The following is a 23,806-nucleotide window of genomic DNA, read 5'->3' as shown; positions in this document are numbered from 1 at the left end:
GGGGCGCTGAGGGCAGCCAGGCTCCTCAGCAGTCTCACCACCCCCTCCGGGCCCTCCACCACCACGTCCGCGCGGTCGGCGAGTTCGGTGACCTCTGTGCTGCCGCTGCACACCAGCAGGCCCGGGACGCCCTCCTCGCGGAGTTTCTCGACGGCGGCGAAGGCGGGAATGTCACCGAGGTCGTCGCCGGCGTAGAGGACCGCGCCGGCGGAGATGCGGCGGGCGTACTCGCTCAGGGCCACGCCCTTGTCCATGCCCGGGGGGCGGAGTTCCAGGACCAGACGGCCCGGTTCCACGATCAGGGCGTGCCGGGTGGCCAGGTCGGTCAGCGGGGCGCGGAGGGTCTCGAAGGTGGCCTGGGGGTCGGCGGCGCGGCGGGTGTGGACCGCGACGGCCCGGCCCTTCTCCTCGATCCAGGTGCCCTGCGAGGCCGCGGCACGGTCGAGGAGGGCGGGGAGTTCGGCCCGGACGGCGGCGATGCCGGGGTGCGGGGGCGGTGCGGTGATCTCGCCGGTCGCCGCGTCCCAGCGTTCGGCGCCGTAGTGGCCGAGGACGACGAGGTGCTCCAGGCCGGGCACGCCGTCGAAGCCGCCGTAGCGGACGGCCACCTCGGCCGGGCGCCCGGTGACCACGGCGACGGCGGCCACCTTCGGGGCGAGCGCGGCCAGCACCGGTACGGCGTCCGGGTGGGCCCGCGCCTGCTCGGGGTCGGCGACGATCGGCGCGAGCGTCCCGTCGAAGTCGAGACCGACGAGGGCGGAGCCGGGCCGCGCGAGAAGGGCGGCGAGTCCGTCACGCCCGGCAGGCGTCCGCGGCGTCGGAAGGGGTTCCGTGATGTGGGTTCCCATACAGCTGACAGTATCGGCAGCGCCCCGCAAGGGGCGCGGGGAACTGCGCGCCCAGCCCCCACCGGCCCGCAGATCCGTCTCCACGGAATGGCTCAGCGTTCCGAGCGCCGTGCCTCCCGCACCCTCCGCAGCCTGTTCACGGTCACCGGGTCGTGCGCCAACGCCCGCTCGTCGTCCAGCAGGGCGTTCAGGAGCTGGTAGTAGCGCACCGGCGCCAGATCCAGTTCCTCGCGTATCGCGCGTTCCTTCGCGCCGGGGCTCGCGAAGCCCCGGCGTTCGAGGGCGAGCACGGCCTGCTCGCGGGCGCCCAGTTCGTGCCGGTCCATGGTGAGAACCGTAGCGCTCAGCCGGTCGCCGCCGCCGTGCGGCTGTCCGCCGTCGCCGCCTCCGCCTGGAGCCGGGTGAGGACCCCGGTCGGATTGCCGGTCGGGCTCACCGCCGTACCGATCTGCTTCTTGATGTCCGCGCTGATCGCGGCCCAGGAGGTCTTGCCCGCGGGGTAGAGCTCCGAGGTGGGCAGCTGCTCCAGGAAGGGGCGCAGCTGCTTGTCCTCCGCCCGGGTGGAGTCGGTCATCGTCTGGGAGGCGGACGTGGTGACGGGCAGCAGGCCGTACTCGCGGGAGAAGGCGAGGACGTTCTGCTCGCTGTAGACGTAGTCCAGGAAGTCGCCGACCTGCTCGGCGTGGCCGTTCTGCCTGAACGCCGCCATCCAGTCGGCGACGCCCATGGAGGCGGTGGCGGTGCTCTGGCCGGCCCGCGCGGGCATCGGGACCGCGCCGAACTTCACGCCCTTCTTCTCGGCCTGCTTGATCAGCGTGGGGTGGCCGTTGAGCATGCCGACCTGTCCGTCGGCGAAGGCGGCGAACGCGGTCGCGCGGTTCAGCCTGCCGGGGGCCGTCGGACCGGTCAGGCCCTTGCCGACCAGCTCGTCCTTGAGCCAGGTGAGGGTGTCGATGTTCTCCGTGGAGTCGATCGTGTAGCTGCCGGTGTCGTCGGTGTAGCCGCTGCCGCCGCTGAGCAGCCACTGCATCGTCTCCGCCTGCGCCTCCTCGGGGCCGAGCGGCAGCGCGTACGGGTACTTCACGCCGTCCGCCTTGAGCGCCTTCGCGTCGGCCGCGAGCTCGCTCCAGGTGGTGGGCGGGGTGGTGATGCCGGCCTCGGAGAAGAGGGTCTTGTTGTAGAAGAGGACGCGCGTGGAGGCGGCGAACGGGATGCCGTACTGCGCGTGGTTCCACTGGCCCGCCTCGGCGAGCTGGGACGGGAAGTCGGCCTGGACCGGGATGGAGAGCAGGTCACCGGCCTCGTACAGCTTGCCGGCGGCCGCGTAGTCGGCGTACGAGCCGATCTGCGCCAGGTCGGGGGCCTTACCGGCCGCGACCATGTCCTTGACCTTGCGGTCGACGTCGTTCCACGAGTAGACGCTGACGTCGACCTTCACACCGGGGTGACCGGCCTCGTACGCCTTGGCCAGCTTGTCCCAGTACTTCTGGGAACTGTTGGCCGCGGAGTCTCCGTAGTCGGCGGCGACGAGTCTGAGGGTGACGTCCGAGGATCCCGTCGTCCCGCATCCACCGAGAACCGCCGTCATGCCCGTTGCGGACACCACCGCGATCATTCCTGCCCTACGCCGCCGCACGTCTGCTGCCCCTGTCCAACTGTCTCGCCGTTCAATATGTCTGACGAATAAGGTCTACACCACGCAAGTGGACTAGACCTCTTGCGGGTCGGCGGGCCACACTGTCCCCGTGAGACATGTCATCGCCCTGGACGTGGGCGGCACCGGAATGAAGGCCGCCCTGGTCGGCCCGGACGGCGAGCTGCTCCACCAGGACCGCCGCGCGACCGGCCGGGACCGCGGACCCGACGCCGTCGTCGCCGCCATCCTCGACTTCGCCGCCGAACTGCGGGCGTACGGCGAGCAGCAGCTCGGCGAGCCGGCGTCGGCGGCCGGTCTCGCCGTCCCGGGAATCGTGGACGAGGACGCCGGCGTCGCGGTCTACGCGGCCAACCTCGGCTGGCGCGACGTCCCGCTGCGCGCCCTGCTCGCCGACCGCCTGGGCATCCCGGTCGCCCTCGGCCACGACGTGCGCACCGGCGCCCTGGCGGAGGGCCGGCTGGGTGCGGGCCGGGGCGCGGACCGCTTCTTCTTCGTGGCCCTCGGCACCGGCATCGCGGGCGGCTTCGGCCTGGACGGCCGGGTGGAGCCGGGTGCGCACGGCTTCGCGGGCGAGATCGGCCATGTCGTCGTACGACCGCAGGGCGCCCCCTGTCCGTGCGGGCAGCGCGGCTGTCTGGAGCGGTACGCGTCGGCGGCCGCGGTGAGCGAGGCCTGGGCGAGGGCCGGCGGCGGCCCGGACGCGGACGCGGCGGACTGCGCCAAGGCGGTCACGTCCGGCGACCCGAACGCCGTCCGGGTGTGGGAGGAGGCGCTGGCCGCGCTCGCCGACGGCCTGGTGACGGCCCTCACCCTGCTGGACCCGCGGGTCCTCATCGTCGGCGGCGGCCTGGCGGAGGCGGGGAGCGTGCTGTTCGAGCCGCTGCGGGAGGCGGTGGAGGACCGGGTGACGTTCCAGAAGCTGCCGGCCATCGTCCCGGCCGCGCTGGGAGACACGGCCGGCTGCCTGGGGGCGGGCCTGCTCGCCCAGGACCTGTTGAAGACGACGACGACCACACCGGAGGTAACCCCCTGATGGCTGCAAACGAGCGTGACTACAGCGCCCCCTCAGGGGCGCGGGGAACTGCGCGACCAGCCACCACGCACTCGCAGCCGGGGTCGAACGGTCTGATCCTCGACGGTGCCCGAACAGTCCTCCCGACCGGAGTGGTCGACAGGGGACGCATGGTCGTCGACGGCACGAAAATCACCGCCGACGCCCCCGAGAACGCGCAGCTCATCGACCTCACCGGCCACTGGCTCCTGCCCGGCTTCGTCGACCTGCACAACCACGGCGGCGGCGGAGCCTCCTTCAGCTCCGGCACCGCGGACCAGGTCCTCACCGGCGTCCACACGCACCGCCTGCACGGCACCACCACGCTCGTCGTCTCCACCGTCACCGACGAGATGGACACCCTGGCCCGCCAGGCCGGCCTGCTCTCCGAACTCGCCGAGCAGGGCGAGATCGCCGGCATCCACTTCGAGGGCCCCTTCATCTCCCCGTGCCGCAAGGGCGCCCACTCCGAGGCGCTGCTGCGGGACCCGGACCCGGCGGAGGTCCGCAAGCTGGTCGACGCGGCGCGCGGGCACGCCAAGATGGTCACCCTCGCCACCGAACTCCCCGGCGGCATCGACTCGGTACGGCTCCTCGCGGAGCACGGCGTGATCGCCGCCGTCGGCCACACGGACGCGACCTACGAGCAGACGGTCGAGGCGATCGACGCGGGCGCCACGGTCGCCACCCACCTCTTCAACGCGATGCCGCAGATCGGCCACCGCGCGCCCGGCCCGATCACCGCCCTCCTGGAGGACGAGCGGGTCACGGTCGAGCTCATCAACGACGGCACCCATCTGCACCCCGCCGCGCTCCAGTTGGCCTTCCGCCACGCGGGCCCGGACCGGGTCGCGTTCATCACGGACGCGATGGACGCGGCCGGCTTCGGCGACGGCCGCTATCTGCTGGGCCCGCTGGAGGTGGAGGTCTCCGACGGGGTGGCCCGGCTCGCGGACAGCGGTGCCATCGCCGGGTCCACGCTGACGCTGGACCGCGCGCTGCGGCGGGCGGTGACGGTGGACCGGCTCCCCGTCGAGCACGCCGTCGCCGCACTGTCCGCCAACCCGGCCCGCCTGCTGGGCCTCTACGACCGGGTCGGCTCCCTGGAACCCGGCAAGGACGCGGACCTGCTCGTCCTGGACGCGGACTTCACGCTGAAGGGCGTGATGCGGAAGGGCACTTGGGTGGTCGCACCCGAACTGTCCTGACGAAAGCCACCTCTTGGGAGACGGCGACCTAGGCCGGTCGCCGTCTCTTTGGCATGATCGTGGTCCCCCATCGGACGGCACGGGCACATGCGAGGGAGGTCGCCCGGTGATCCTCACCGTCACGCTCAACACCGCCCTGGACATCACGTACCGGGTCGGCGCACTGCGTCCGCACGCCTCGCACCGGGTCTCGGCCGTGGCCGAACGGCCGGGCGGCAAAGGGGTGAACGTGGCCCGGGTGCTGGCCGCGCTGGGGCACGGGGCGACGGTGACCGGCTTCGCGGGCGGGGCCACCGGGCGGGCGGTACGGGAGCGGCTGGCGGAGACGTCAGGGGTGGTGGACGCGCTGCTGCCGGTCGCCGGGGCGACCCGGCGCACCATCGCCGTCGTGGACGAACTGACGGGTGACACCACCCAGTTGAACGAGCCTGGCCCGCAGATAGCGCCCGCCGAGTGGGGCGCCTTCCTGGACCACTACGAGGAACTGCTCGCCGGAGCCTCGGCGGTGGCACTGTGCGGCAGCCTGCCGCCGGGGGTGCCGGTGGGGGCGTACGCGGGGCTGGTGAAGACCGCGCGGGCCGCCGCCGTGCCCGTCCTCCTCGACACCGGCGGGGAGCCGCTGCGCCGCGGGGTGGCGGCCCGCCCGGACCTGGTCAAGCCGAACGCCGCCGAACTGGCCGAACTGACCGGCTCCCACGACCCGATACGCGCCACCCAGGACGCCCGCGGACGCGGCGCCCGCACGGTCATCGCCTCGCTGGGCCCGCAGGGCCTGCTGGCGCTCACCCCGGAGGGCCGCTGGCGGGCCACCCCGCCCGCCCGGGAACACGGCAACCCGACCGGCGCGGGCGACTCGGCGGTGGCCGGCCTGCTCTCCGGCCTGGTCGAACAACTCCCGTGGCCGGACCGCCTGACCCGCGCGGTGGCCCTGTCCGCGGCGACGGTACGGGCCCCGGCGGCGGGCGAGTTCGACCGGGCGGCCTACGAGAAGCTGCTCGGCCAGGTCACGGTGACCGGCGGGACGACGGCCGCCTGAGCGCTGCGCCGGACGTGCCGCGCTGTGCCGTCCGGCGGCTGCGGCACCGTCGTGGCTGGTCGAGCGGTCCTCGGGGGCGCTGCCGGACCCGCCTAGTCCTTGTTGGTGTGCTTGCCCTGCCTCAGCCACATCTGGTCCAGCAGGACGTCGCAGCTGTCGCCGCTCTGGCAGGACAGGGAGATGACGTTGGTGCCCTTGGTGAGGGTGGGGTACGTGTAGCTCGTCGTCCAGGCCTTGGTCGGGTCGCTCTGGCCCGTGTAGTTCTTCAGGGGGAACTTGCTGCCGAACGTCTTGCCGTTGATGGACAGCGTCATGGCCTGGTCCTGCACGGCGCTGTAGTGCGCGAAGACGGTGTAGAGACCGTCCGCCGGGATGCCGTTGACCGTCCAGGTGACGCCGGCGCCGGTCTGGCTGAAGTTGGTGACGTAGATGCCGCCCTCGGCCTTCGCGCCCTTGACGTCCGAGGCCGTGCTCGCGCCGCCGTCCAGACGGAAGGTCTTCGCGTCGACCGGCGCGATATCGCCGGACGCCGACACCGAGCTGGTGCTCGACGGGGACGGAGAGGCGCTCTGGGACGCGGACGTGGACGGGGAGGAGCCGCCGCTGGCCTTGTTGTCGTCGCCGTTGCCGTTCAGCATCGCGACGCTGATGCCGATGACGACGGCGGCGACGACCGCGACGGCGCCGATGAGGAGGCCCTTGGTGTTCGGGCCCCGGCCGCGGCCGGGGTTCTGCGGGGCCTGGTGGCCGGTCGGGGCGCCGCCCGGGAAGGTCTCCGGGGCCTGGTAGGCCGCGTTCGGCTGCTGCTGCGGAATGGTCTGGCCGCCGTACTGCTGCGCCTGCGGTGCCTGCTGGGGGCCGCCGTACGTACGCTCGCCGACCGGGCGCACTCTGCTGACGGCGTTCGGGTAGCCGTAACCACCGGAGCCGGACGGCGGCTGGGCGCCTCTGGCCTGACCATCGGCGTACAGGTAGCCGAACGGGTCGTCGTCCTCGGGCGTGCTCGCGCCGTTGTCGCCGGGCGTCATCCCTTGGTACTCCTCAACAGGTGCGGGCGGATGCGGTACAGGTAGTGAAGGTCGAGCCTACCCGGTCTGGCTGAGCCAAACAGGTGACTCAGACCGCATCAGCACACTGACCTGCGCATCATCCGGCACGTCGATGTGCTTTGGGACGAGATCGTTTCTCTACGTACATCCGCTCGTCGGCGGATTTCAGGACTTCGTCCGCCGTCATGCCGCAGTGCGCCCAGCCGATGCCGAAGCTGGCGCCCACCCGGACGGCCCGGCCCTCGGCGCGGATCGGCTGGATGATCTCGTTGCGCAGGCGTACCGCGAGGTCCTGGGCGTCGGCGTTGCCGAGGCCGTCGGCGAGGATCACGAACTCGTCGCCGCCGAGCCGGGCCACCGTGTCGCCGTCCCGGACACCCCGGGTCAGCCGCCGGGCGACCTCGATGAGGACCGCGTCGCCCGCGTTGTGCCCGAACCGGTCGTTGATGGACTTGAAGCCGTCGAGGTCGCAGAAGAGCACCGCGAGCCCCTTGGCGCCGTCGTCACGGCCGTGCTCGGGGGCGATGGTGTGCACGTGGTGGTCGTAGCCCTCGTAGGACGGCGTGACGCCCGCGAAGTCGAAGCCGTGGCCGTTGGCGTCGTAGGCGGGGTGGCCGTAGGCCGCGTCCAGGGACTCCAGGGCGCCGTCGGCCTCGGCGCGCCGGCAGAGCCGGGAGGAGAGCCGGGAGCGCAGCTCGGCGGAGTTCGGAAGGCCGGTGAGGGAGTCGTGGGAGGCGCGGTGGGCGAGCTGGAGCTCGCGGCGCTTGCGTTCCTCTATGTCCTCGACGTGGGTGAGGAGGAAGCGGGGGCCGTCGGCCGCGTCGGCGACGACGGAGTTGCGCAGGGAGACCCAGACGTAGGTGCCGTCGCGGCGGCCCAGGCGGAGCTCGGCGCGGCCGCCCTCCGCGGAGGTGCGGAGCAGGGTGCCGATGTCCTCGGGGTGGACCAGGTCGGAGAAGGCGTAGCGGCGCATCGCGGAGGCGGGGCGGCCCAGGAGCCGGCAGAGCGCGTCGTTGCTGCGCAGTATTCGGCCGTGCTGGTCGCCGCCCATCTCGGCTATCGCCATGCCGGACGGGGCGTACTCGAAGGCCTGCCGGAAGCTCTCCTCGCTGGCGCGCAGGGCCTGCTGCTCGCGCTCCAGGCGGACCAGGGCGCGCTGCATGTTGGCGCGCAGCCGGGCGTTGCTGATCGCGATCGCGGCCTGGAAGGCGTACATCTGGAGGGCCTCACGGCCCCAGGCGCCGGGGTGCCGGCCGTTGCGCGGGCGGTCGACGGAGATCACGCCGAGCAGTTCGCCGCAGGAGCTGCCCGATATGCCGGGCGTGTACATCGGGGCGAAGAGCCGGTCGGAGGGGTGCCACTCGTCCTCGAAGCGGGGCGCGGGGCCGTCGGTGTACCACTGCGGGACGTCGTCGTCGTCGAGGACCCAGCCCTCGGTGTGCGGTATGAAGACGAGGTCGCCCCACTTCTCGCCCATGTTCAGCCGCCGGTCCCAGGACTCCCGGGAGCCGACGCGGCCGGTGATCAGGGCCTCGGCGGCGGAGTTGCCGGAGAAGGCGGCGACGACCAGGTCGCCCTCGGAGGGGCGTACGAGGTTGACGCACGCCATCTCGTAACCGAGAGCGGTGATCACGCCGTCGGCGACGGTCTGCAATGTGTCCGCCAGGCTGCGGGCCGTGTTCATGTCGGCCATGACCTGGTGCAGCTGTCGCAGGGACGCAAGACGGACGTAGGGCTCCGACTCGGTCTCCATGCTCGCCCTCCCCCCGAGACCTCGCAGCGAATCAAGGGTCTGCTTCGGCGCTACTTTTCCCAGCCACTGAATCACAGCGCGCTGCCCACTCGGTACACAGGGTCAACAATTCGCACCTCTTGTGACTCAAGTCACAGGAGAACGTGAACAATTGAGTGGAGTTTCTGCGTTTTCCCTGTGTGTTTACTGAACACAGCCTTTGCGGGCGTGTGCACATGATGCACGTTACGGCCCTTCGACGCGCCCTTGTCCCGCACTTGCCCGCCCTTGGTCCTAGGACCCGGCTCGGGCCGATGGCCGATGTGGCCGCGCCGGGTCCGACACTAGCGTTTCCGGCGTGCTGAAGACTCCCTCCGCCTCCGCCGCAGAAGCCACCGGGCATGCTGTGGGGGTGAGCAACGACGCGTTCAAGGCCGCCATGTCCCGGCTGGCCGCCGGTGTGGTCCTGGTGACCGCGCAGGAGCCGCCGCTGGACCCGGACGACCCGCTGGCACCGGCCGGCGAGGACGTCGGCATGACCGCCACCGCATTCCTGTCGGTCTCCCTCGACCCGCCGTTGGTGCTGGTCAGCCTGCGTGAGGGCTCCCGGATGGACGACCTGCTGGACGAACAGCCGCGGTGGGCGGTCTCCGTGCTCACCGAGAGCCAGCGGCACATCGCCGGCCGCTTCGCGATGAAGGGCCGCATCAGCGACCGCCTGCTCTTCGAGGACATCCCGTACGTCCGCGGCGAGGCCAGCGGCGCCCCGCTGGTCGGCGGCGCCCTCGCGACCCTGGAGTGCCGTACCGAACAGCGGGTGGCGGCCGGTGACCACACCCTCGTCATCGGCCGCGTCCTGACCGCCGAACTGCCGAGCGCGGAAGGCGGCCCGCTGATGTATTTCCGGGGCCGTTACCGGCAGCTGGGATGAAACCGCGCGGTCCGTTTCGTCATTCCGTGAACAGTTGCCGAGCGGCCTTTCCGGAGTACGCGGACACCTTCTCCGCTCAGCCCTGAATAAGTCACCACCGCACATTCGAGAACGGCACTCCGCATTCACGTCCGGCCGGGGCGGTGGGCTCGGCCCCCGCCCCGGCCCGGGACGCGCCTACACGGACGTGGCGGACCGACCGGCCATCAAGTGGTCGACGAGCGCCAGCAGCACATCGCGGCCGTCCCCCCGGTCGCGGGCGTCGCAGAGCACCAGCGGCACCTGGGGGTCGAGGGCGAGTGCCGCGCGGATCTCCTCCGCCGTCCGGTCACGGACCCCGTGGAAGCAGTTGACGCCCACCACGAAGGGGATGCCGCGGCTCTCGAAGAAGTCGATCGAGGCGAAGCTCACCTCCAGTCGCCGGGTGTCGACCAGGACCACCGCGCCCATCGCCCCGTTGACCAGGTCGTTCCACATGAACCAGAAGCGCTCCTGGCCGGGGGTGCCGAACAGGTAGACCACGAGGTCGCCGCTGATGGTGATCCGCCCGAAGTCCAGCGCGACGGTGGTGGTGAACTTGCCGTTCACCCCGTCCAGGTCGTCCACGCCGATGCTGGCCCGGGTCAGGTACTCCTCGGTGTGCAGCGGGGCGACCTCGCTCACCGCGCCGACCAGGGTCGTCTTCCCGACACCGAACCCGCCGGCGATCAGGATCTTCACCGCCAGGGGAGCGGTGTGCGCGAGGCCCGCCGTCCGGTCCGCGTGCTCAGAGCTTGCGAAGTCCATCTCTCACCGCCTGGAGAATCGTCATGTCGGAAGGGCCGGTGGCCCGGGTGAGCGGCTGCGGTGAACGGGCCCACAGGTAACCGGAGTCGACCAGATCGCCGATGAGGATCTTGGTCAGCGACACCGGGAGGCCCAGCTTGGCGGCGACCTCCACCACCGCCTTGGACTCCCGGCAGAGCCCGAGGATCGTCCGGTGCTCCGGCTGCATCCTGCGCACCGCGAGCGCCGCCTGCGTGCTGACCTCGGGCAGCGTCGTCACCAGGGTGATCAGCGTCAGATCCGCCCGCTCAGGAGCGGTGCGCCCGCTGGTGATCGTGTACGGACGGACCAGTTGCTCGTCGGCGTCACCGTCGTCGAACCCCTCAGTCCAGTGCCTCATCCGGCTCTCCCCGCGTCATCGGACAGCGGCGCGCGGGCGTCGGTGCCCAGCCGCTGGCCCACCTGCTGGACCAGGGTGTGCATCGCGACGCTCATCAGCTCGGCGTCGACCTCCTGGGAGGCGGTCACCGCCAGGTGGGTGCCGCGGCCGGCGGAGATCACGAACAGCCACAGGTCGGCCATCTCGACGATGACCTGGTGCACCGGGCCGCCGCCGAAGAGCTGCCCGGCGCCGCGGGCCAGGCTCTGCTGGCCGGTGGCGATCGCGGCGAGCCGTTCGGCGTCCGAGCGCTCGATGGTCCGCGAACGGCTCATCACCAGGCCGTCGTCCGACAGCACGATGGCGTGCCGGGTGCCCGTGACCTGGTCGACCAGGCCGTCGAGAAGCCAGTCCAGATCCACGTCGGTGGCCGTCGTACGCTGCGTCATCCTCGATCATCCGTCCTAGAAGAGCCGGGCCGGCCGGACGAGGCGGGCCCTTCACCGTCGCCGTCACCGAAGTCCGTGCCGCCACCGACGTCCGTGCCGTCACCGTTGCCGTCGTTGTCACGGCGGCCGTCGTTGTCGTCGCTGCCGTGGCCGCTGCCGCCGCCGTCGGCGCTGCCGCCCCTGTCACCGGTGCCGTTGAGGACGGTGCCGTTGGCACCGCCGGCGGTGTCGTCGTCCGTGTCGTTCCCGCCGCGGGCCCGCCGGGACTGCCGCTGGAACGCGCCGATCGTGGCCCCGGACCGGCCGGGCCGGTCCGGGAACGTCCAGAGATCCGGCTCACCCGGCTCCACCGGTTCCTCCGCGTTCTGGAGTTCGGGCGCCAGGCTGGCCTGGCGGACCCGCTGGGGCAGCGGCCGCGCCGCGGCCGGGGACGCCGCGTTCTCGTCCGCCGGCCGGGGACTAGAGGCGGTGACGTTCGCCATCGCGTGTCCCTTGGCGCGGGTGGGCAACCGCCCGCCCTCGTACGGCGCCCGCGGCCCGGCACCGGCGTCGTGCGGGTGCCGCCGCGGACCGGGCAGGTGCGGCAGGACCTCCGAAGGGAGCACGACCGGCTCGGGCGCCACGGCGGGCGCCTCCACCACCACCTGCTCCGGCAGCAGCACCACCACCCGGGTGCCGCCGAAGGCGGACGGCCGCAGCTCCACCCGCAGGCCCAGCCCCGCCGACAGCCGGGCGACCACGTACAGGCCGAGCCGTACGTCGTCGGCCCGGGTCATCACGTCGAGCTGTGGCGGCGCCGCCATCAGGGCGTTGGCCTCGGCGTAGTGCTCGGGCTCCATGCCCAGGCCGCGGTCCTCGATCTCGACCGCGACGCCCCGGCCGACCCGCGCGGCCCGTACCTCGACCGGCGTCGGCGGCTTGGAGAAGGCGGCGGCGTTCTCCATCAGCTCCGCCAGGATGTGCACCAGCGTTCCCACCGCCCGCTCGGACACCCAGGGCTCGTCCTCGACGTCGATCGAGATCCGGCGGTAGTCCTGCACCTCGCTCTGCGCGGCGCGCAGCACGTCGAGCAGCCGGACCGGCTTGCGCCAGCGGCGCTGCGGCTGGCCGCCGCCGAGGATGACCAGGTTCTCCTCGTAGCGGCGCAGCCGGGCGGTGAGGTGGTCCAGGTCGAACAGGCCCTCCAGCACCTCGGGGTCCTCGTGCTTGCGTTCCAGCTCGTTCAGTTTGCGCAGCTGGAGGCCGATGAGGATCTGGGTGCGCCGGGCGATCCGCTGGAGCAGCCGCTCGAAGCCGCGGTGCTGTTCGGCCTGCCGCACCGCGGTGGCCACGGCGCTGCGGCTGGCCGCGTTCAGGGCGCGCCCGAGCTCGCCGAGCTCGTCGGGGGTGGGCTCGACCAGCCGGACCTCGCGGTCCACGTCGACGTCCTCGCCGCGCTCCAGCCGGGACACCACGTCGGGCAGCCGCTGCTGGAGTTCCACGGCTTCGTCGCGCAGGGCGTGGATGCGCCGGCGCAGGAGGACGGTGAGACGCCAGCTGGTGAGGATGACCAGGATCACGGCGAGCAGGCCGACGGCGCTGACGGTGATCAGGGTCCACCGGAGCCGGCTGACGCTGTCGGCGGAGACCTTGTCCAGGTGCGCGGCCCGGACCTGGACCAGGTTCAGCAGCAGGGGGCGGTTGGCGTCCAGCGAGGCGCGCCACCGGGTGTGGATCTGGCCGAGCACCAGTTCGCCCGGCGAGTGGTGCGGGCCGGCGACGATGACCTGCTCCTCCAGGCCGTGCTGGGTCTTCCACGACGCGGCGGCCGTCATCTTCCTGTAGGTGTCGAGTTCGGCACCGGTGAGGCCGAGGGCGACCCGCTGGAGCAGGTACTCCTGAGCACCGACGGCATCGACGAACACGTCGTACTCGTCGACCTTCAGATGCCCGGTCTGCCAGTCACGGCCGAGCAGGGCGTCCTCGCGCCCGATCCTGTCGATGGCGCCGTAGAGGTCGACCAGGGTGCTCGCCAGCAGGGCCGCTTCGGCGTTGCTGCGGCGGCCGAGCGCGGTGAAGACGTCCATCAGCGAGTCGATGGTGCCGCTGTAGTAGTCGAACGCCGCCTTCGGGCCGGCCGACCCGCTGTCCACCGCCTTGCGCTGCGCGGCGAGCCGGTCGAGGCCGCGCACGGTGCCGGACAGCGCCGTGTCGAGTCCCTGCTGCCCGTGCGCGGTGCTCCGGTCCGCCACCGGGAGGAAGCCGGCCACCGCCTTGTCGGTCGCCGCGCGCGCGGTGGCCAGCCTGCCGCGGGTGCTGGTACCGGGGTCGGCCTGCGCCTCCGCGGTGAGCCGCCGCTCCTCGTCGAGGGACTGGAAGAGCGCGGACGACTGCAGGCCCAACGAGGAGCCCAGGTCGCTCTGGGCCTTCTCCGACTGCCAGCGGGTGGCCAGCTGGTACGTGCTCAGGCCCCACAGGGGCGCGAGCGCGAGGCTCGGTACGACCACGAGGATGATCAGAACGGTGCGCAGGGGCAGTCGACCGGGAGAGGCAGCTGACGTCGGCGCACCATCCGATGGCTGGTTCTCGACGGCTGGACTCCCGGTTCGTCTGCGCACGAACCTGCCAAATTCGGTCACCTTAGGGACACTCCCCCCACCATTCGGCGCATCCATGAGGAAATAATCGCCAAATTCCGGCGACTGGTGGCAGATGGTAGCCACATCGAACGCGGCGCGTAAGCGTTTCGCCTCATCGATCGGCCGGACCGCCGCCGCACCGCCGCCGCGGGAGGGGGCGGCGTTACGACCAGTCGCGGCCGGTGCGCCCGCGCTTGGTGTCCGACCGCTGCTTCTTCTCCCGCAGTCGGCGCTCGTTGATCCCGCGCGGGATGCGGGTCGGCCGACGCGGCTTGGGCGGGGGTGCGGTGGCCTCCGCGAGCAGGGCGGCGAGGCGTACGGCGGCGGTCTCACGGTTGCGCCACTGGGACCGGTGCTCGGAGGCACGCACGACCACGACCCCGTCGACGAGCCGCCCCGCCAGCCGCTCCAGCGCGCGCTCCTTCCAGACCGGCGGCAGCGCCCCGGTGTTGGCGAGGTCGAAGCGGAGCTCCACCTGCGAGTCACTGGTGTTGACGTGCTGGCCGCCGGGCCCGGACGAGCGGGAGAAACGCCAGAGGAGCTCGGCCTCGGGGAGCGAGACGGAGCCGCGGATGACGTAAGGACCGGACATGCCCCCCATGGTCGCGCGGCTGACCGGCGCACGTCACGCGATTATGTTCACCAACAATTTGGCAAAGAAGGTAAAGCGAGATGGAACCTTCGGTACCCCTCGTGGCGTTCATACGGGTAGCTGTAGCTTCAACCCCGTACGCCGCACGGCCGTACGCAGACAAGGGAAAGGACTCCCGACCATGGCTGTAAGCCTGTCCAAGGGTGGCAACGTCTCGCTCTCCAAGGAGGCTCCGGGCCTGACCGCCGTCACCGTGGGCCTCGGCTGGGACGTCCGCACCACCACCGGCACGGACTTCGACCTGGACGCCTCGGCCATCGCGGTCAACACGCAGGGCAAGGTCTACTCGGACGCCCACTTCGTCTTCTTCAACAACAAGCAGACCCCGGACAACACGATCGTCCACACCGGCGACAACCGCACCGGCCAGGGCGAGGGCGACGACGAGGCGATCAACGTCAACCTGGCCGGCCTGCCCGCCGACATCGACAAGATCGTCTTCCCGGTCTCGATCTACGACGCGGAGAACCGGAACCAGAACTTCGGCCAGGTCCGCAACGCCTACATCCGCATCGTCAACCAGGCCGGCGGCGCCGAGATCGCCCGCTACGACCTCTCCGAGGACGCGGCGACGGAGACGGCGATGGTCTTCGGCGAGCTCTACCGCAACGGCGCGGAGTGGAAGTTCCGCGCGGTCGGCCAGGGTTACGCCTCGGGCCTGGTCGGCATCGCCCAGGACTTCGGCGTCAACGTCTGACGGACGGACGTCGACCCCCGGCCGCGTGGATGCGGCCGGGGGGTCCGGCGCGGGATCAGTGCGCCGCCGACGCGTAGGGCAGGAAGGCCGCCCAGGCGGAGGGGGTGAGGGCGAGTTGAGGGCCGCCGGGGGTGGCGGGGGTGTGCGTGTGCTTGGAGTCGCGGATGTGGATGGCGGTGGGGGTGGGGGCTATTTCCAGGCAGGATTCGCCGTTGTTGCCGCTGCTGTAGCTGCTCTTGAACCAGGCCAGGGCGACTATCGCCGTTGTTGCCGCTGCTGTAGCTGCTCTTGAACCAGGCCAGGGCGACTTCGACGCAGGACTCACCGTTATTGCCGTCGCTGTAGCTGCTCTTGAACCACGCCAGTTCGGAGGCGTCCCCGGAGGGGGCCTTGCGAGTCATGTTTCTCCCAGCAGTTGCTTGATCAGGGCCAGCGACTCCCCTGGTGAGAGAGCCTGCGCCCGGATGGTGCCATACCGCAGTTCAAGGACGCGGAGCTGTTTCGGATCGGATGTCGCTCGGCCGTTGAACGCGCCGTCGGAGCGCCCCACCGCCGTACCGTCCGGGAACTTCAGCACCTCGATCCGTCCGTCCAGACCGGAGTGGACCTCGGAGTTCAACGGCATCACCTGAAGCGTGACGTTGTGCAACCGCCCCACCTCCAGCAGACGTTCAAGCTGCCGCCGCCAAGCCATTGTGCCTCCGATGGGGCGGCGTAGCGGCGCCTCTTCCAGCACGAAGTGGATAGATGGAGCCGGGTCGCGTTCGAAGACCGACTGCCGGGCCAGACGGGCCGTCACCATGCGCTCCACGTCGTCCGGAGAGTAGGGCGGCTGGGCCGCCGAGATGACGGCTCGCGCGTGCTCCGGCGTCTGCAACAGCCCGTTGACGCTGTTGCACTCGTACACCCCGATCTCCACCTTGTTCTCGGGCAGGGTGCCCGGTCCTTCAGGGCCGGGGCGGGGTGAATGCCCGCTCCCGCGGAGCGGGACAGAGGAAGCCGAATCGCTGTCAGGGCGATAGGGGGCCGGGTCGGCAGGCGGGAGTGTTCACTCCCTCGGGTGATGTCGGTCGATGGTGTGCGCGGGTGGGGAACGCGGTGGCTAAGTTCGCGGCATGTCACGTTTCCGGATGTACCCGACGCCCGCGCAGGCGGAGCAGATGCTGTTGCACTGCGCGCACGCCCGGTACGTGTGGAATCTGGCGGTCGAGCAGCACGGGCACTGGAGGCCGGGCCGCAGGTCCGCGCCCGGTTTTGCGGAGCAGTGCCGTCAGCTCACCGGGGCCCGGCGGGAGAGTGAGTGGCTGGCGGCCGGGAACGCGGACGTGCAGCAGCAGGCCCTGAAGGACTTCGCTCAGGCCAAGAGCGCACGTTTCACCTCGGGCTTCGGTGAGCCGACCTGGCGCAGGAAGCATGTGCACGAGGGCTTCCGTGTCATCGGCACGGACCGTGTACCGGAGTTCGAGCCGGACGGCAGCGCGAAGCTGAACCGGAAGACCGGGAAGCAGGTGATGGGCCGCTCGGTCGTGGTGCAGAGGCTGAACCGGCGGTGGGCGCAGGTCAGGGTGCCCGGCTGCGGTTGGGTCCGTTTCCGCCTCAGCGCCCGGGGCGAGGGCGCCCGGCTTCCCGTGGCGAAGACGTTCCGGGTCACCTGCCGTAACGGTCAGTGGCACATCGCGTTCGCTGTCGTCCCCGAGCCGGTTCCCGCGCCCGGCAGGGGCGAGGTCGTCGGTGTCGACCGGGGCGTGAGGATCACGGCGGCCCTGTCGGACGGCCGGAAGCTGAACTGCCCGCAGCTCACGGTCAGGGAGCGCGCGCAGATCCGCAAGCACGAGCGCCGCGCGGCTCGGGCCCCGAAGGGCAGTGCCGGCAAGGCGGCCGCGTACGCGAGGGCCGCCGGGCTCAAGGCGCGTGAGGTGAACCGGCGTAAGGACTGGTGTGAGAAGACCAGCACCATGCTCGCCCGCGGCTATGACGTGATCCGGTTCGAGAAGCTGAACATCAAGAACATGACCCGCTCCGCGAAGGGAACCGCGGAGCGGCCCGGCACGAAGGTCCGGCAGAAGGCTGGGCTGAACCGGGGCATCCTCGCCCAGGGCTGGGGCCTGCTGCGGCAGCGCACCGGGCACAAGGCCCCGGGCCGGGTCGAGGATGTTCCCGCGCCTTACACGAGTCTGCGGTGCAGTGCCTGTGGGTGGATCGAGAAGAGGTCGCGCAAGAGCCAAGCCGACTTCGTCTGCGTGTCCTGCGGGTTCACCTGCAACGCGGACGAGAACGCGAGCATCAACGTCGCGGCAGGACAGGGCGGGATCCCCCGCCCCCGGCAAGACGCCGGTGCCGGAGGGGTGACAGCGGCCACCAGCCGTTCGAGCGCCCGTGAACCTCAACCCACCAGGGTTGGAATCCCCCTCATTTAAGAGGGGGAGGATGTCAAGCTCATCCCACGCCCCTTCGTGCCGTATGCCCGTACCCGCGACCGCCCTACCCGTACGAACGCTCCCGACAGCCACGACAGCACCGGACAAGCGCCGGACAGTCACCGTACGCAAGGGCTTCGTCACTGTGCACGGTATGCATGCCCGGCCACGCTGAGTGACGTGAACGATGAAATCTCCACCCCCGTCCGCAACATGAGCCTGCGGTTCTCGCCCACGCCGCGTGGCGCCCGCCTGGCCCGTCTGCTGGCTGTCGAACAACTGCGCACCTGGGGGCTGCCGTTGGACCCGGCGCGGCAGATCGTGGCCGAGCTGGCGGCGAACGCGGCGACGCACGGGCGGGTGTCGGGGCGCGACTTCGGCCTGCTCCTCTACGTCGTCGGGGACACGCTGCGGATCGAGGTCACGGACACCCGCGGTGACCGCCTGCCGCACGCGCGGCCGCTCGCACCGGACGCCGGGGCGGGCCGGGGCCTGGTCCTCGTGGAGGCGCTCGCCGACAAGTGGGGCGTGGCCCCGGGACTCCCGCCGCGCAAGACGGTGTGGGCCGAGATCGGGGTGTCACCGTAGACCGGGAATCCGGGCTTCGGCCGCGAGGGACGTCAAAACCCAAGGGATGAAGCGGGGAGAAAGAACCACACCAAACCCCACCCCTCCCGCCCGTCGCGCAGCGTCACTCCCGCGAGTGAATATGCCCAACTGGACTGGATTTGAGGTGGGTTGCGTGCCCTACGCTCAGCGCGACAACCGCAGAAAAACTTCGGCCCCCGCCGGGACGGCAATCCCAGTGCGAGGGCCTGACCACCCAGGAAGAGAACAGCTTCCCGATGGATACCGAAAACCCTAGCGCGCCCTTGTGCGCCAAGCCCCCTGTTGCCGCCAGGAAGCACCCGAACCGGGGGTCCGGCGGTCTCCTGCACGACAACGCCCGCCACACCTCGCACTTCGTGGTGATCGGCAACCACCTCGCCCAGCACCCCACCCTCTCGGCGCTCGCGATCGGCCTCGGCGTGCACATCCAGTCGCTGCCGAAGGGCGCCCAGGTCGACATCAAGAGCCTGACGGCCCGCTTCCCGGAGGGCCGGGACCGTATCGGCGCCGCACTGCGGGAGCTGGAGGCCCACGGCTACCTGCGCCGCGAACGCGAGCGTGTGTCCGACGGCCGGATCATCACCCGCACGGTCTCCTGCAACCGGCCCGGCCACCGGACCGCCCCGACCGAGACCCCCGACAGACCCGGCCGACGCACCACGGCCGCCACGGCCGCCACGGCCGCCACGGACAAGCCACCTCGCCTCAAGCGCCTCCCGGCCGTACCGCGGCCCTCGAACACCTCCCCCGCTCTCCTCCGCACAGCCCTCGACATCCTCGCCGGCCTCCACCGCCGCGACCCCCGCCTCCTCCTCTCCGCCGCCGACGCCGAGCACCTCGCCCCGGGCGTCGCCGCCTGGCTGGAGCGCGACGTCGCCCCCACCGTCGTACGCGACGCCCTCGCCGCGAACCTGCCGGCGGAACCCCTGATCCGCCCGGCCGCCTTCCTGGCCCACCGGCTGGCCGCACAGCTTCCACCGCCGCCCCCGTTCCGGCCGCCGGCCGCACCGGCCCCGCAGCCCAGACACCCCTTCCAGAACTGCGACGGCTGCGACCGCCCCTTCCGGGCCGCCACACCCGGCCGCTGCCGCGACTGCCGATCGGATCTCCCGGCGGCTGCCTAGCAGGATGAATCACCCTTTCGGCAGACAGGACTTCTCGTGCTCCCCTCATTCACCGAGAACGGTTTTCTCCCTCTGGGCCGGTACTCCGTCTCCTTCGCCGAGGCGGAGTCCATGCTGGTCAACGCGGCCGAGTTCGACAGCTCCGCGACACGCGCAGAACTGTGGGACGGTCTACACGACTACCTCGACGTGTTCCTCACGCTGGAGGACACCTACACCGATGTCCTCGGCGGCACCACTCTTATCCACAGCCTGTGGTAGGGCGGCAGCTACGTCAGTACCAAAGTCGATCCCGCGAACGTTGATGTGACCGTCCTGGTCGACACACGTGCTGAACGCGCCGTACGTGGGAAGCCGGGCTCCAAGTGGCTGACCACGGCTTTCCAGAGCAGGACCAGGATGCGGGAGAAGTTCGGCGTCTCGCGAGGTGTGTGGGACGACTGGTGGCAGCGCTGCAGGCTGCCGGGCACGAACGACCGCTCGCCATCCGAGCAAAGTGCCACCCCGGCACGCGGCTATCTGGAGGTGCGACTGTGACCGGCGACAGCTGGCGCGAGCGCAGACGCGCGCTCCTTGGAGGCGACCAGGCCGAATCCCAACGCGCTGCCCGCCTCCTGGACGCATGGGGAACCGAGGAGCGGCACGACGAGGAGATCGAGGCGGAACACCGGGCGAGCCGGCTGGCAGCAGCACGTGAGTACGCACCGGACGCTCTGCTCGAAGAGGAGCTCCAGCTGCGGCTGACCGGGCCGGACGCAGACGGCGGTGCTCTCCGCTTCCAGTGGGGCGATGCACTGCTCGAACCCGTGGAGCACCTGGTCTCCGTTGCCGCAGGTACGCCGGTACAGCTGGAACTCACGGGCATCTCGGCAGGCAGCACCGTCGTACACGCCCGGCCCGTCACCACACCCGTCGAGTCCGCCCGAACCGACGCCCTCGACGCGCCCCCCACGTCCGCTGCCGCCACCGGTATCGGCACCCTCACCATGCTGCTCGACGCTCTTGAGTCGGAACGCGATATCCGCGAGTGGGCGAAGCTCTTCGACGCGGTCGAAACGGTATCCCGAGCTCTGAGCAGGTACGCGCTGGATCTGGGCGTGACCTGGTACGGGGCCGACGGCAGCCTGCGCCGTGCCCGCCTGACCGAGCAGGGCAGGAGCTACGTGAAACGGTTGCGGGAGACCAGGGATCGCGACCAGGAGATCACCATCTCCGGTCGCATCACCGAACTACGGGAAAGCGGCATGGTGAAGGTCAAGACGGGTACCGCCAAGAACGCACCCGCATACGACGTCCGCTTCGAGGAACCTGACGAACTGCTGCGCATGCGCCCCGGTCTCGGTGACAACGTCCACTTCCGGGTCCGGTTCCGGCAGCAACTGGACTCCATGGGCATCGCGCGGTCCACCGAGTACACCTATGTGGGACCAGCCGCGGAACAACCCCCGCTTCCGCTTGAGCCCTCCCCCTGAAGCCCGATGCACATCACCTGTCTCGGTTTCTGACCATGAACGTCGCGATCCACGTCTACCGTGCCATGCGAGATGTCGTCGAAGCCTCAGAGGACACTCTCCCCGGCAAATTCGAGATCACCTGGGAAGGGATCGTTCAGGACCTGCTCTCGCCCAACGGCCCTCACGAGCTGACGAGGGCTCGTCTCCGGAAACGGCTGGAGAAGGTCATGCCGCAGGACGTCCTGGCCCACTCAGGCAGGCCGGACGTCGAGGACGTGGGTCAGGGCATCCTGCGCCGCCCCGACATCATGGTGATCGCAGAGGTCGACATGGAGGGGGACGGGTCCTTCGACCCGCGTACGCTGATCGCCGCTGTCGAAATCGTCTCCTGTTCCAACCCGGACAACGACTGGGTCAGCAAGGTGCGCGACTACCCCCTGATGGGCATCCCCGTCTACGCGATCTTCGACCCCCGCACCGGCACCGGCGCCGTCCTCACCGACATCCACCCCACCCCCGACGGCCCGCGCTACGCGACCCGCAAGGACTTCGTCTACGGCGAGGACGTCACCATCGGCGACTGGACCATCTCGACCGACGGTCTGCCGCGCTACGGCGACGGGAACGGCGCGCGGCACTGAGCGGGTGCGGCCCCTGACCGGGATGCGGACCAACCGGTTCAGGCGCACGATGGAAGCAGAAAACGGCCAAGCCCTGCTGGGCAGTTGTGCCTACCGAGACCGCCGGTGCCTCTCACCCGGCAGGTCGGTATCCGCTTCCCCCCTCTCGTGTGGCGCCTGCCGCAGGGCAGCGCGGCGCAGCCGATTCGGCTCGCGCGCCTCGGCCTCGGCCGAAGGAGGCGGCGATGACACAGCCTGACACCAAGACGCAGACCATCCGGGCCTGGGAGGACGATCCCGGCCAGCCACCGGCGACGCGGCAGCCGATCCAGCGGCCGGTGCCGGACGGCAGCAGCGCAGCCCTGGCGGTCGGAGTCGCCGGGGTGCGACCCGCGCAGAGCGGCGACTTCGCCGGCAGCGAGGAGTTCCGGTACTGGGCCGCGGCCGACGCCCTCAGCCGGGCCGCGACGTTCTGGGACAAGCATCTCCCCACGGGAACCGTGTGGAACCCGGATGTCGGTCCCGTACTGGAGGCCGTCCTCGACTCCGGTGACCTCCTCAACGCCTTCTACGACCGGGAGGGACTGAAGTTCTTCCGGCACTCCGTCTCCGGCGTGACGGTGCACTCCGGGGAGAGCCCGGACGTCGTCTGCCACGAGACCGGCCACGCGGTCCTGGACGCCCTGCGCCCCGAGCTCTGGGGGGCTTTCAGCGCCGAGATCGCCGCCTTCCACGAGTCGTTCGGGGACATGAGCGCGATCCTGTCGTCCCTGGACGTCGGATCGCTGGCGGACGACGTCCTCGCCGAGACCCACGGGAACCCGGCACAGTCGTCCCGGCTGTCCCGGCTGGCGGAGCAGCTCGGCTGGGCCATCCGTCAGACCGACCCGGCGAAGGTCGAATCCGACTGTCTGCGCAACGCGGCGAACAGCTGGTTCTACCAGGACCCGGTCGCGCTCCCGCCGCTCGCCCCGGCCAGCCAGCTCTCCAGCGAACCGCACTACTTCTCAAGGGTCTTCACCGGAGCGTTCTTCGAGGGTCTGGCCGGCATCTTCCGGCAGCAGCAGAACCGCGACGGCGCGGGACTCGTGGCGGCCGGCGACATCATGGGCCGCCTGCTGGTGACCGCGCTGCGCACCGCCCCGGTGGTGCCCGGCTTCTTCGCGCAGACGGCCGCCCACATGCTCGCCGCGGACCAGGCGCTGTACGGCGGGGCGCACGCACCGGCCCTCAGCGCCGCGTTCATCCGCCACGGCATCCTCTCGCCGGGCGAGACGATCTCGCTGGCCACCCTCGCGGACGAGCACCTCGCGGCTGTCACCGAACCGGAACCAGGGCCCCTCCCGTCGCTGGCCGAGACCACCGTCCCGGGCGAACGGTTCGGTCTGACCGGTGCGTTCTCCGTACGCGTTCCCGGGCAGGAGCCACGATTCCGGGTGGCGGGGGCGGCGCCCGAGGCCGGCGAACTCCGACAGGTCGCGACCCCGGAACGGGCCGCCCTGTCCTTCGTCGAGGACCTCTTCCGGCAAGGCCGGGTCAAGGTGCCCGACGAGGTCCTGACCCCGGCGGCACCCGTCGCCGACGGCACCAGGACCCATACGCACGCCGTCACCCGTACGGAATCGGGTGGACTCATACTCGACCGGGTCCTGTTCGCCGCGCCCTGCGACGGAACGCCACCACGGTGACCACCCCGCGCGAGGAGAGCGGGGAGAGCGGGGAGGACCCGGCGCAGGCAGCCCGGCGCCAGGCGGAGGAACGGTTCATCGACGACCTCCTCGCCCGCGGCCAGGCGGTCCCGGAGGGACAGGAGGTACCCCCCGACGCCACCCACGTCGTCGAGCACGACAAGGACGGCCGGCGCAGGCTCCGCCGGATCCGCTTCACCGGGACGTGACGGCCGCACCTCGGCCTTCCGGGGCTTCCAGGAGGCGGCGACCACGAGGCCGGTGCCCGTCAGAAACCCCGGAGGGCCGGGCCGTGACACCATCGGCACGTGCTCGACATCGGCTACGCCCTCTCCAACCGCTTCCCGGACCCGCCCCAGACGGACTACCGGCGGGTGGACGTCCACACCCTGCGTCACGACCTGTTCTGCGGGGACGTCTACCTCGCCGACACCAAGGCGGACCGGGAACTGTCCACAGCCTGGGGATGGGTACCGGTGCTCGACTTCGCGTGGGCGCTGTGCGACATCGCGGAGCGGATCGACCGCGACCCGGCGGGGTCCCGGGCCGCCCGGCCCCAGCGCGCGGAACTCGACTTCACCGAGTCCACCGACCGCATGCTCTTCGAGCGCCGCTTCGGCTGGGTGGACATCGAGGCGGACTGGATGCCGGCCGAGGAGCCGCCCCTCACCTTCTCCCACACCGAACTGCGCCGGGAGGCCCGGGACTTCCTGCACGACCTGATCGCCGACCTCACCGACATGCACGAGGAGCTGGCCGACAACCCGGCGATCTGGACGCTCCAGGCCCGCTTCCCGAGGGTTTCGTGACCTCTTCGGAGGG

At 71.1% G+C, this 23,806-nt stretch carries 25 protein-coding genes and 2 pseudogenes; 14 read left to right on the top strand and 13 right to left on the bottom strand.

The window, feature by feature from the left end; translation table 11 throughout:
* From otsB to IEZ11_RS30225, 3 genes are all read right to left on the bottom strand, one after another.
* A partial coding sequence (gene otsB, locus IEZ11_RS30235; RefSeq protein ID WP_189266083.1) for a trehalose-phosphatase occupies window positions 1-848 on the bottom strand: 848 nt, incomplete at its 3' end.
* A 92-nt stretch (window positions 849-940) separates the two neighbouring features.
* A complete protein-coding gene (locus IEZ11_RS30230; RefSeq protein WP_189266082.1) occupies window positions 941-1,174 on the bottom strand; it encodes a DUF3263 domain-containing protein in 234 nt (77 codons plus the stop codon).
* A 17-nt stretch (window positions 1,175-1,191) separates the two neighbouring features.
* Window positions 1,192-2,463, bottom strand: a complete 1,272-nt coding sequence (locus IEZ11_RS30225) for an extracellular solute-binding protein (RefSeq protein ID WP_189266081.1) — start codon at window positions 2,461-2,463, stop codon at window positions 1,192-1,194.
* A gap of 130 nt (window positions 2,464-2,593) precedes the next feature.
* Here IEZ11_RS30225 and IEZ11_RS30220 point away from each other — a divergent pair, with 130 nt between their 5' ends.
* The 3 genes from IEZ11_RS30220 to IEZ11_RS30210 all read left to right on the top strand — a co-directional run bounded on the left by IEZ11_RS30220 (window position 2,594) and on the right by IEZ11_RS30210 (window position 5,800).
* Complete coding sequence (locus IEZ11_RS30220; RefSeq protein ID WP_189266080.1) at window positions 2,594-3,538, top strand: ROK family protein; 945 nt, start codon at window positions 2,594-2,596, stop codon at window positions 3,536-3,538.
* Window positions 3,539-3,633: 95 nt separating this feature from the next.
* Entirely contained in the window at window positions 3,634-4,764 is a 1,131-nt protein-coding gene (gene nagA, locus IEZ11_RS30215) for an N-acetylglucosamine-6-phosphate deacetylase (RefSeq protein ID WP_229713447.1), read from the top strand.
* A 106-nt stretch (window positions 4,765-4,870) separates the two neighbouring features.
* On the top strand, window positions 4,871-5,800 hold the full coding sequence (locus IEZ11_RS30210) for a 1-phosphofructokinase family hexose kinase (RefSeq protein ID WP_189266078.1): 930 nt from the start codon (window positions 4,871-4,873) through the stop codon (window positions 5,798-5,800).
* A 92-nt stretch (window positions 5,801-5,892) separates the two neighbouring features.
* On the opposite strand, the gene IEZ11_RS30205 is transcribed toward IEZ11_RS30210, so the two are convergent.
* The gene (locus tag IEZ11_RS30205; RefSeq protein ID WP_189266077.1) at window positions 5,893-6,828 is read right to left on the bottom strand and encodes a carbohydrate-binding protein; all 936 of its coding nucleotides are present in this window, start codon (window positions 6,826-6,828) and stop codon (window positions 5,893-5,895) included.
* 118 nt (window positions 6,829-6,946) lie between these two features.
* Window positions 6,947-8,602 carry a diguanylate cyclase CdgB gene (gene cdgB, locus IEZ11_RS30200; protein ID WP_189266076.1) on the bottom strand — a complete coding sequence of 552 codons (1,656 nt, stop codon included), beginning with the start codon at window positions 8,600-8,602 and terminating at the stop codon, window positions 6,947-6,949.
* Window positions 8,603-9,020: 418 nt separating this feature from the next.
* On the opposite strand from cdgB, the gene IEZ11_RS30195 reads away from it, so the two are divergent.
* Window positions 9,021-9,512 (top strand): flavin reductase family protein, encoded by a 492-nt coding sequence (locus IEZ11_RS30195; protein ID WP_373294995.1) that lies wholly within the window; start codon window positions 9,021-9,023, stop codon window positions 9,510-9,512.
* Window positions 9,513-9,689: 177 nt separating this feature from the next.
* Here the strand turns inward: IEZ11_RS30195 and IEZ11_RS30190 are convergent, their stop codons facing one another.
* From IEZ11_RS30190 to arfB, 5 genes are all read right to left on the bottom strand, one after another.
* Window positions 9,690-10,298: a GTP-binding protein gene (locus tag IEZ11_RS30190; protein ID WP_189266075.1), complete on the bottom strand. Its 609-nt coding sequence runs from the start codon at window positions 10,296-10,298 to the stop codon at window positions 9,690-9,692.
* Entirely contained in the window at window positions 10,279-10,677 is a 399-nt protein-coding gene (locus IEZ11_RS30185; RefSeq protein WP_189266074.1) for a DUF742 domain-containing protein, read from the bottom strand. The genes IEZ11_RS30190 and IEZ11_RS30185 overlap by 20 nt, the downstream gene beginning before the upstream one ends.
* Window positions 10,674-11,105, bottom strand: a complete 432-nt coding sequence (locus IEZ11_RS30180; RefSeq protein ID WP_189266073.1) for a roadblock/LC7 domain-containing protein — start codon at window positions 11,103-11,105, stop codon at window positions 10,674-10,676. The genes IEZ11_RS30185 and IEZ11_RS30180 overlap by 4 nt, the downstream gene beginning before the upstream one ends.
* On the bottom strand, window positions 11,102-13,591 hold the full coding sequence (locus tag IEZ11_RS30175) for a sensor histidine kinase (protein WP_229713439.1): 2,490 nt from the start codon (window positions 13,589-13,591) through the stop codon (window positions 11,102-11,104). Before IEZ11_RS30175 ends, IEZ11_RS30180 begins: the two co-directional genes overlap by 4 nt.
* A gap of 295 nt (window positions 13,592-13,886) precedes the next feature.
* Window positions 13,887-14,324 carry an alternative ribosome rescue aminoacyl-tRNA hydrolase ArfB gene (gene arfB, locus IEZ11_RS30170; RefSeq protein WP_189266071.1) on the bottom strand — a complete coding sequence of 146 codons (438 nt, stop codon included), beginning with the start codon at window positions 14,322-14,324 and terminating at the stop codon, window positions 13,887-13,889.
* Window positions 14,325-14,496: 172 nt separating this feature from the next.
* On the opposite strand from arfB, the gene IEZ11_RS30165 reads away from it, so the two are divergent.
* Window positions 14,497-15,072 (top strand): TerD family protein, encoded by a 576-nt coding sequence (locus IEZ11_RS30165; protein WP_189266070.1) that lies wholly within the window; start codon window positions 14,497-14,499, stop codon window positions 15,070-15,072.
* 55 nt (window positions 15,073-15,127) lie between these two features.
* Here the strand turns inward: IEZ11_RS30165 and IEZ11_RS51185 are convergent, their stop codons facing one another.
* From IEZ11_RS51185 to IEZ11_RS30155, 3 genes and pseudogenes are all read right to left on the bottom strand, one after another.
* The gene (locus IEZ11_RS51185) at window positions 15,128-15,331 is read right to left on the bottom strand and encodes a DUF397 domain-containing protein (protein ID WP_229713446.1); all 204 of its coding nucleotides are present in this window, start codon (window positions 15,329-15,331) and stop codon (window positions 15,128-15,130) included.
* Between the two features lie 70 nt (window positions 15,332-15,401).
* Window positions 15,402-15,473 (bottom strand): annotated as a pseudogene (locus IEZ11_RS51180) (DUF397 domain-containing protein); the annotation flags it as partial.
* Window positions 15,470-15,997 (bottom strand): annotated as a pseudogene (locus IEZ11_RS30155) (DUF5753 domain-containing protein); the annotation flags it as partial. The pseudogenes IEZ11_RS51180 and IEZ11_RS30155, both read right to left, overlap by 4 nt.
* 190 nt (window positions 15,998-16,187) lie before the next feature.
* Here IEZ11_RS30155 and IEZ11_RS30150 point away from each other — a divergent pair.
* The 9 genes from IEZ11_RS30150 to IEZ11_RS30110 all read left to right on the top strand — a co-directional run bounded on the left by IEZ11_RS30150 (window position 16,188) and on the right by IEZ11_RS30110 (window position 23,793).
* Entirely contained in the window at window positions 16,188-17,489 is a 1,302-nt protein-coding gene (locus tag IEZ11_RS30150; RefSeq protein ID WP_189266068.1) for an RNA-guided endonuclease InsQ/TnpB family protein, read from the top strand.
* Between the two features lie 213 nt (window positions 17,490-17,702).
* Window positions 17,703-18,077, top strand: coding sequence for an ATP-binding protein (locus IEZ11_RS30145; protein ID WP_189266127.1), 375 nt, complete (start codon window positions 17,703-17,705; stop codon window positions 18,075-18,077).
* Between the two features lie 257 nt (window positions 18,078-18,334).
* Window positions 18,335-19,222, top strand: a complete 888-nt coding sequence (locus tag IEZ11_RS30140) for a helix-turn-helix domain-containing protein (protein ID WP_189266067.1) — start codon at window positions 18,335-18,337, stop codon at window positions 19,220-19,222.
* Window positions 19,223-19,258: 36 nt separating this feature from the next.
* Window positions 19,259-19,483 carry a DUF6932 family protein gene (locus IEZ11_RS51175; RefSeq protein ID WP_229713438.1) on the top strand — a complete coding sequence of 75 codons (225 nt, stop codon included), beginning with the start codon at window positions 19,259-19,261 and terminating at the stop codon, window positions 19,481-19,483.
* Window positions 19,484-19,755: 272 nt separating this feature from the next.
* Window positions 19,756-20,694, top strand: coding sequence for a hypothetical protein (locus IEZ11_RS30130; protein ID WP_189266066.1), 939 nt, complete (start codon window positions 19,756-19,758; stop codon window positions 20,692-20,694).
* A 35-nt stretch (window positions 20,695-20,729) separates the two neighbouring features.
* Window positions 20,730-21,317: a Uma2 family endonuclease gene (locus IEZ11_RS30125; RefSeq protein WP_189266065.1), complete on the top strand. Its 588-nt coding sequence runs from the start codon at window positions 20,730-20,732 to the stop codon at window positions 21,315-21,317.
* 224 nt (window positions 21,318-21,541) lie between these two features.
* On the top strand, window positions 21,542-22,984 hold the full coding sequence (locus IEZ11_RS30120; protein WP_189266064.1) for a gluzincin family metallopeptidase: 1,443 nt from the start codon (window positions 21,542-21,544) through the stop codon (window positions 22,982-22,984).
* Window positions 22,981-23,193, top strand: coding sequence for a hypothetical protein (locus IEZ11_RS30115; protein ID WP_189266063.1), 213 nt, complete (start codon window positions 22,981-22,983; stop codon window positions 23,191-23,193). Before IEZ11_RS30120 ends, IEZ11_RS30115 begins: the two co-directional genes overlap by 4 nt.
* A 99-nt stretch (window positions 23,194-23,292) precedes the next feature.
* Window positions 23,293-23,793, top strand: a complete 501-nt coding sequence (locus IEZ11_RS30110; protein WP_189266062.1) for a hypothetical protein — start codon at window positions 23,293-23,295, stop codon at window positions 23,791-23,793.
* Window positions 23,794-23,806: the final 13 nt, after the last annotated feature.

The sequence above is a fragment of the Streptomyces fuscichromogenes genome (genome assembly GCF_014645815.1).
GTDB lineage: Bacteria > Actinomycetota > Actinomycetes > Streptomycetales > Streptomycetaceae > Streptomyces > Streptomyces fuscichromogenes.
This window is presented reverse-complemented; position numbering and strand designations above follow the sequence as displayed.

Excerpts from the sequence above, each read along its gene's own strand:
- IEZ11_RS30230 (WP_189266082.1), bottom strand. The coding sequence starts at position 1,174 with ATGGACCGGCACGAACTGGGCGCCCGCGAGCAGGCCGTGCTCGCCCTC.
- IEZ11_RS30225 (WP_189266081.1), bottom strand. The coding sequence starts at position 2,463 with ATGATCGCGGTGGTGTCCGCAACGGGCATGACGGCGGTTCTCGGTGGA.
- IEZ11_RS30205 (WP_189266077.1), bottom strand. The coding sequence starts at position 6,828 with ATGACGCCCGGCGACAACGGCGCGAGCACGCCCGAGGACGACGACCCG.
- cdgB (WP_189266076.1), bottom strand. The coding sequence starts at position 8,602 with ATGGAGACCGAGTCGGAGCCCTACGTCCGTCTTGCGTCCCTGCGACAG.
- IEZ11_RS30195 (WP_373294995.1), top strand. The coding sequence starts at position 9,021 with ATGTCCCGGCTGGCCGCCGGTGTGGTCCTGGTGACCGCGCAGGAGCCG.
- IEZ11_RS30190 (WP_189266075.1), bottom strand. The coding sequence starts at position 10,298 with ATGGACTTCGCAAGCTCTGAGCACGCGGACCGGACGGCGGGCCTCGCG.
- IEZ11_RS30185 (WP_189266074.1), bottom strand. The coding sequence starts at position 10,677 with ATGAGGCACTGGACTGAGGGGTTCGACGACGGTGACGCCGACGAGCAA.
- IEZ11_RS30180 (WP_189266073.1), bottom strand. The coding sequence starts at position 11,105 with ATGACGCAGCGTACGACGGCCACCGACGTGGATCTGGACTGGCTTCTC.
- arfB (WP_189266071.1), bottom strand. The coding sequence starts at position 14,324 with ATGGGGGGCATGTCCGGTCCTTACGTCATCCGCGGCTCCGTCTCGCTC.
- IEZ11_RS30165 (WP_189266070.1), top strand. The coding sequence starts at position 14,497 with ATGGCTGTAAGCCTGTCCAAGGGTGGCAACGTCTCGCTCTCCAAGGAG.
- IEZ11_RS30150 (WP_189266068.1), top strand. The coding sequence starts at position 16,188 with ATGTCACGTTTCCGGATGTACCCGACGCCCGCGCAGGCGGAGCAGATG.
- IEZ11_RS30145 (WP_189266127.1), top strand. The coding sequence starts at position 17,703 with ATGAGCCTGCGGTTCTCGCCCACGCCGCGTGGCGCCCGCCTGGCCCGT.
- IEZ11_RS30140 (WP_189266067.1), top strand. The coding sequence starts at position 18,335 with ATGGATACCGAAAACCCTAGCGCGCCCTTGTGCGCCAAGCCCCCTGTT.
- IEZ11_RS30125 (WP_189266065.1), top strand. The coding sequence starts at position 20,730 with ATGAACGTCGCGATCCACGTCTACCGTGCCATGCGAGATGTCGTCGAA.
- IEZ11_RS30120 (WP_189266064.1), top strand. The coding sequence starts at position 21,542 with ATGACACAGCCTGACACCAAGACGCAGACCATCCGGGCCTGGGAGGAC.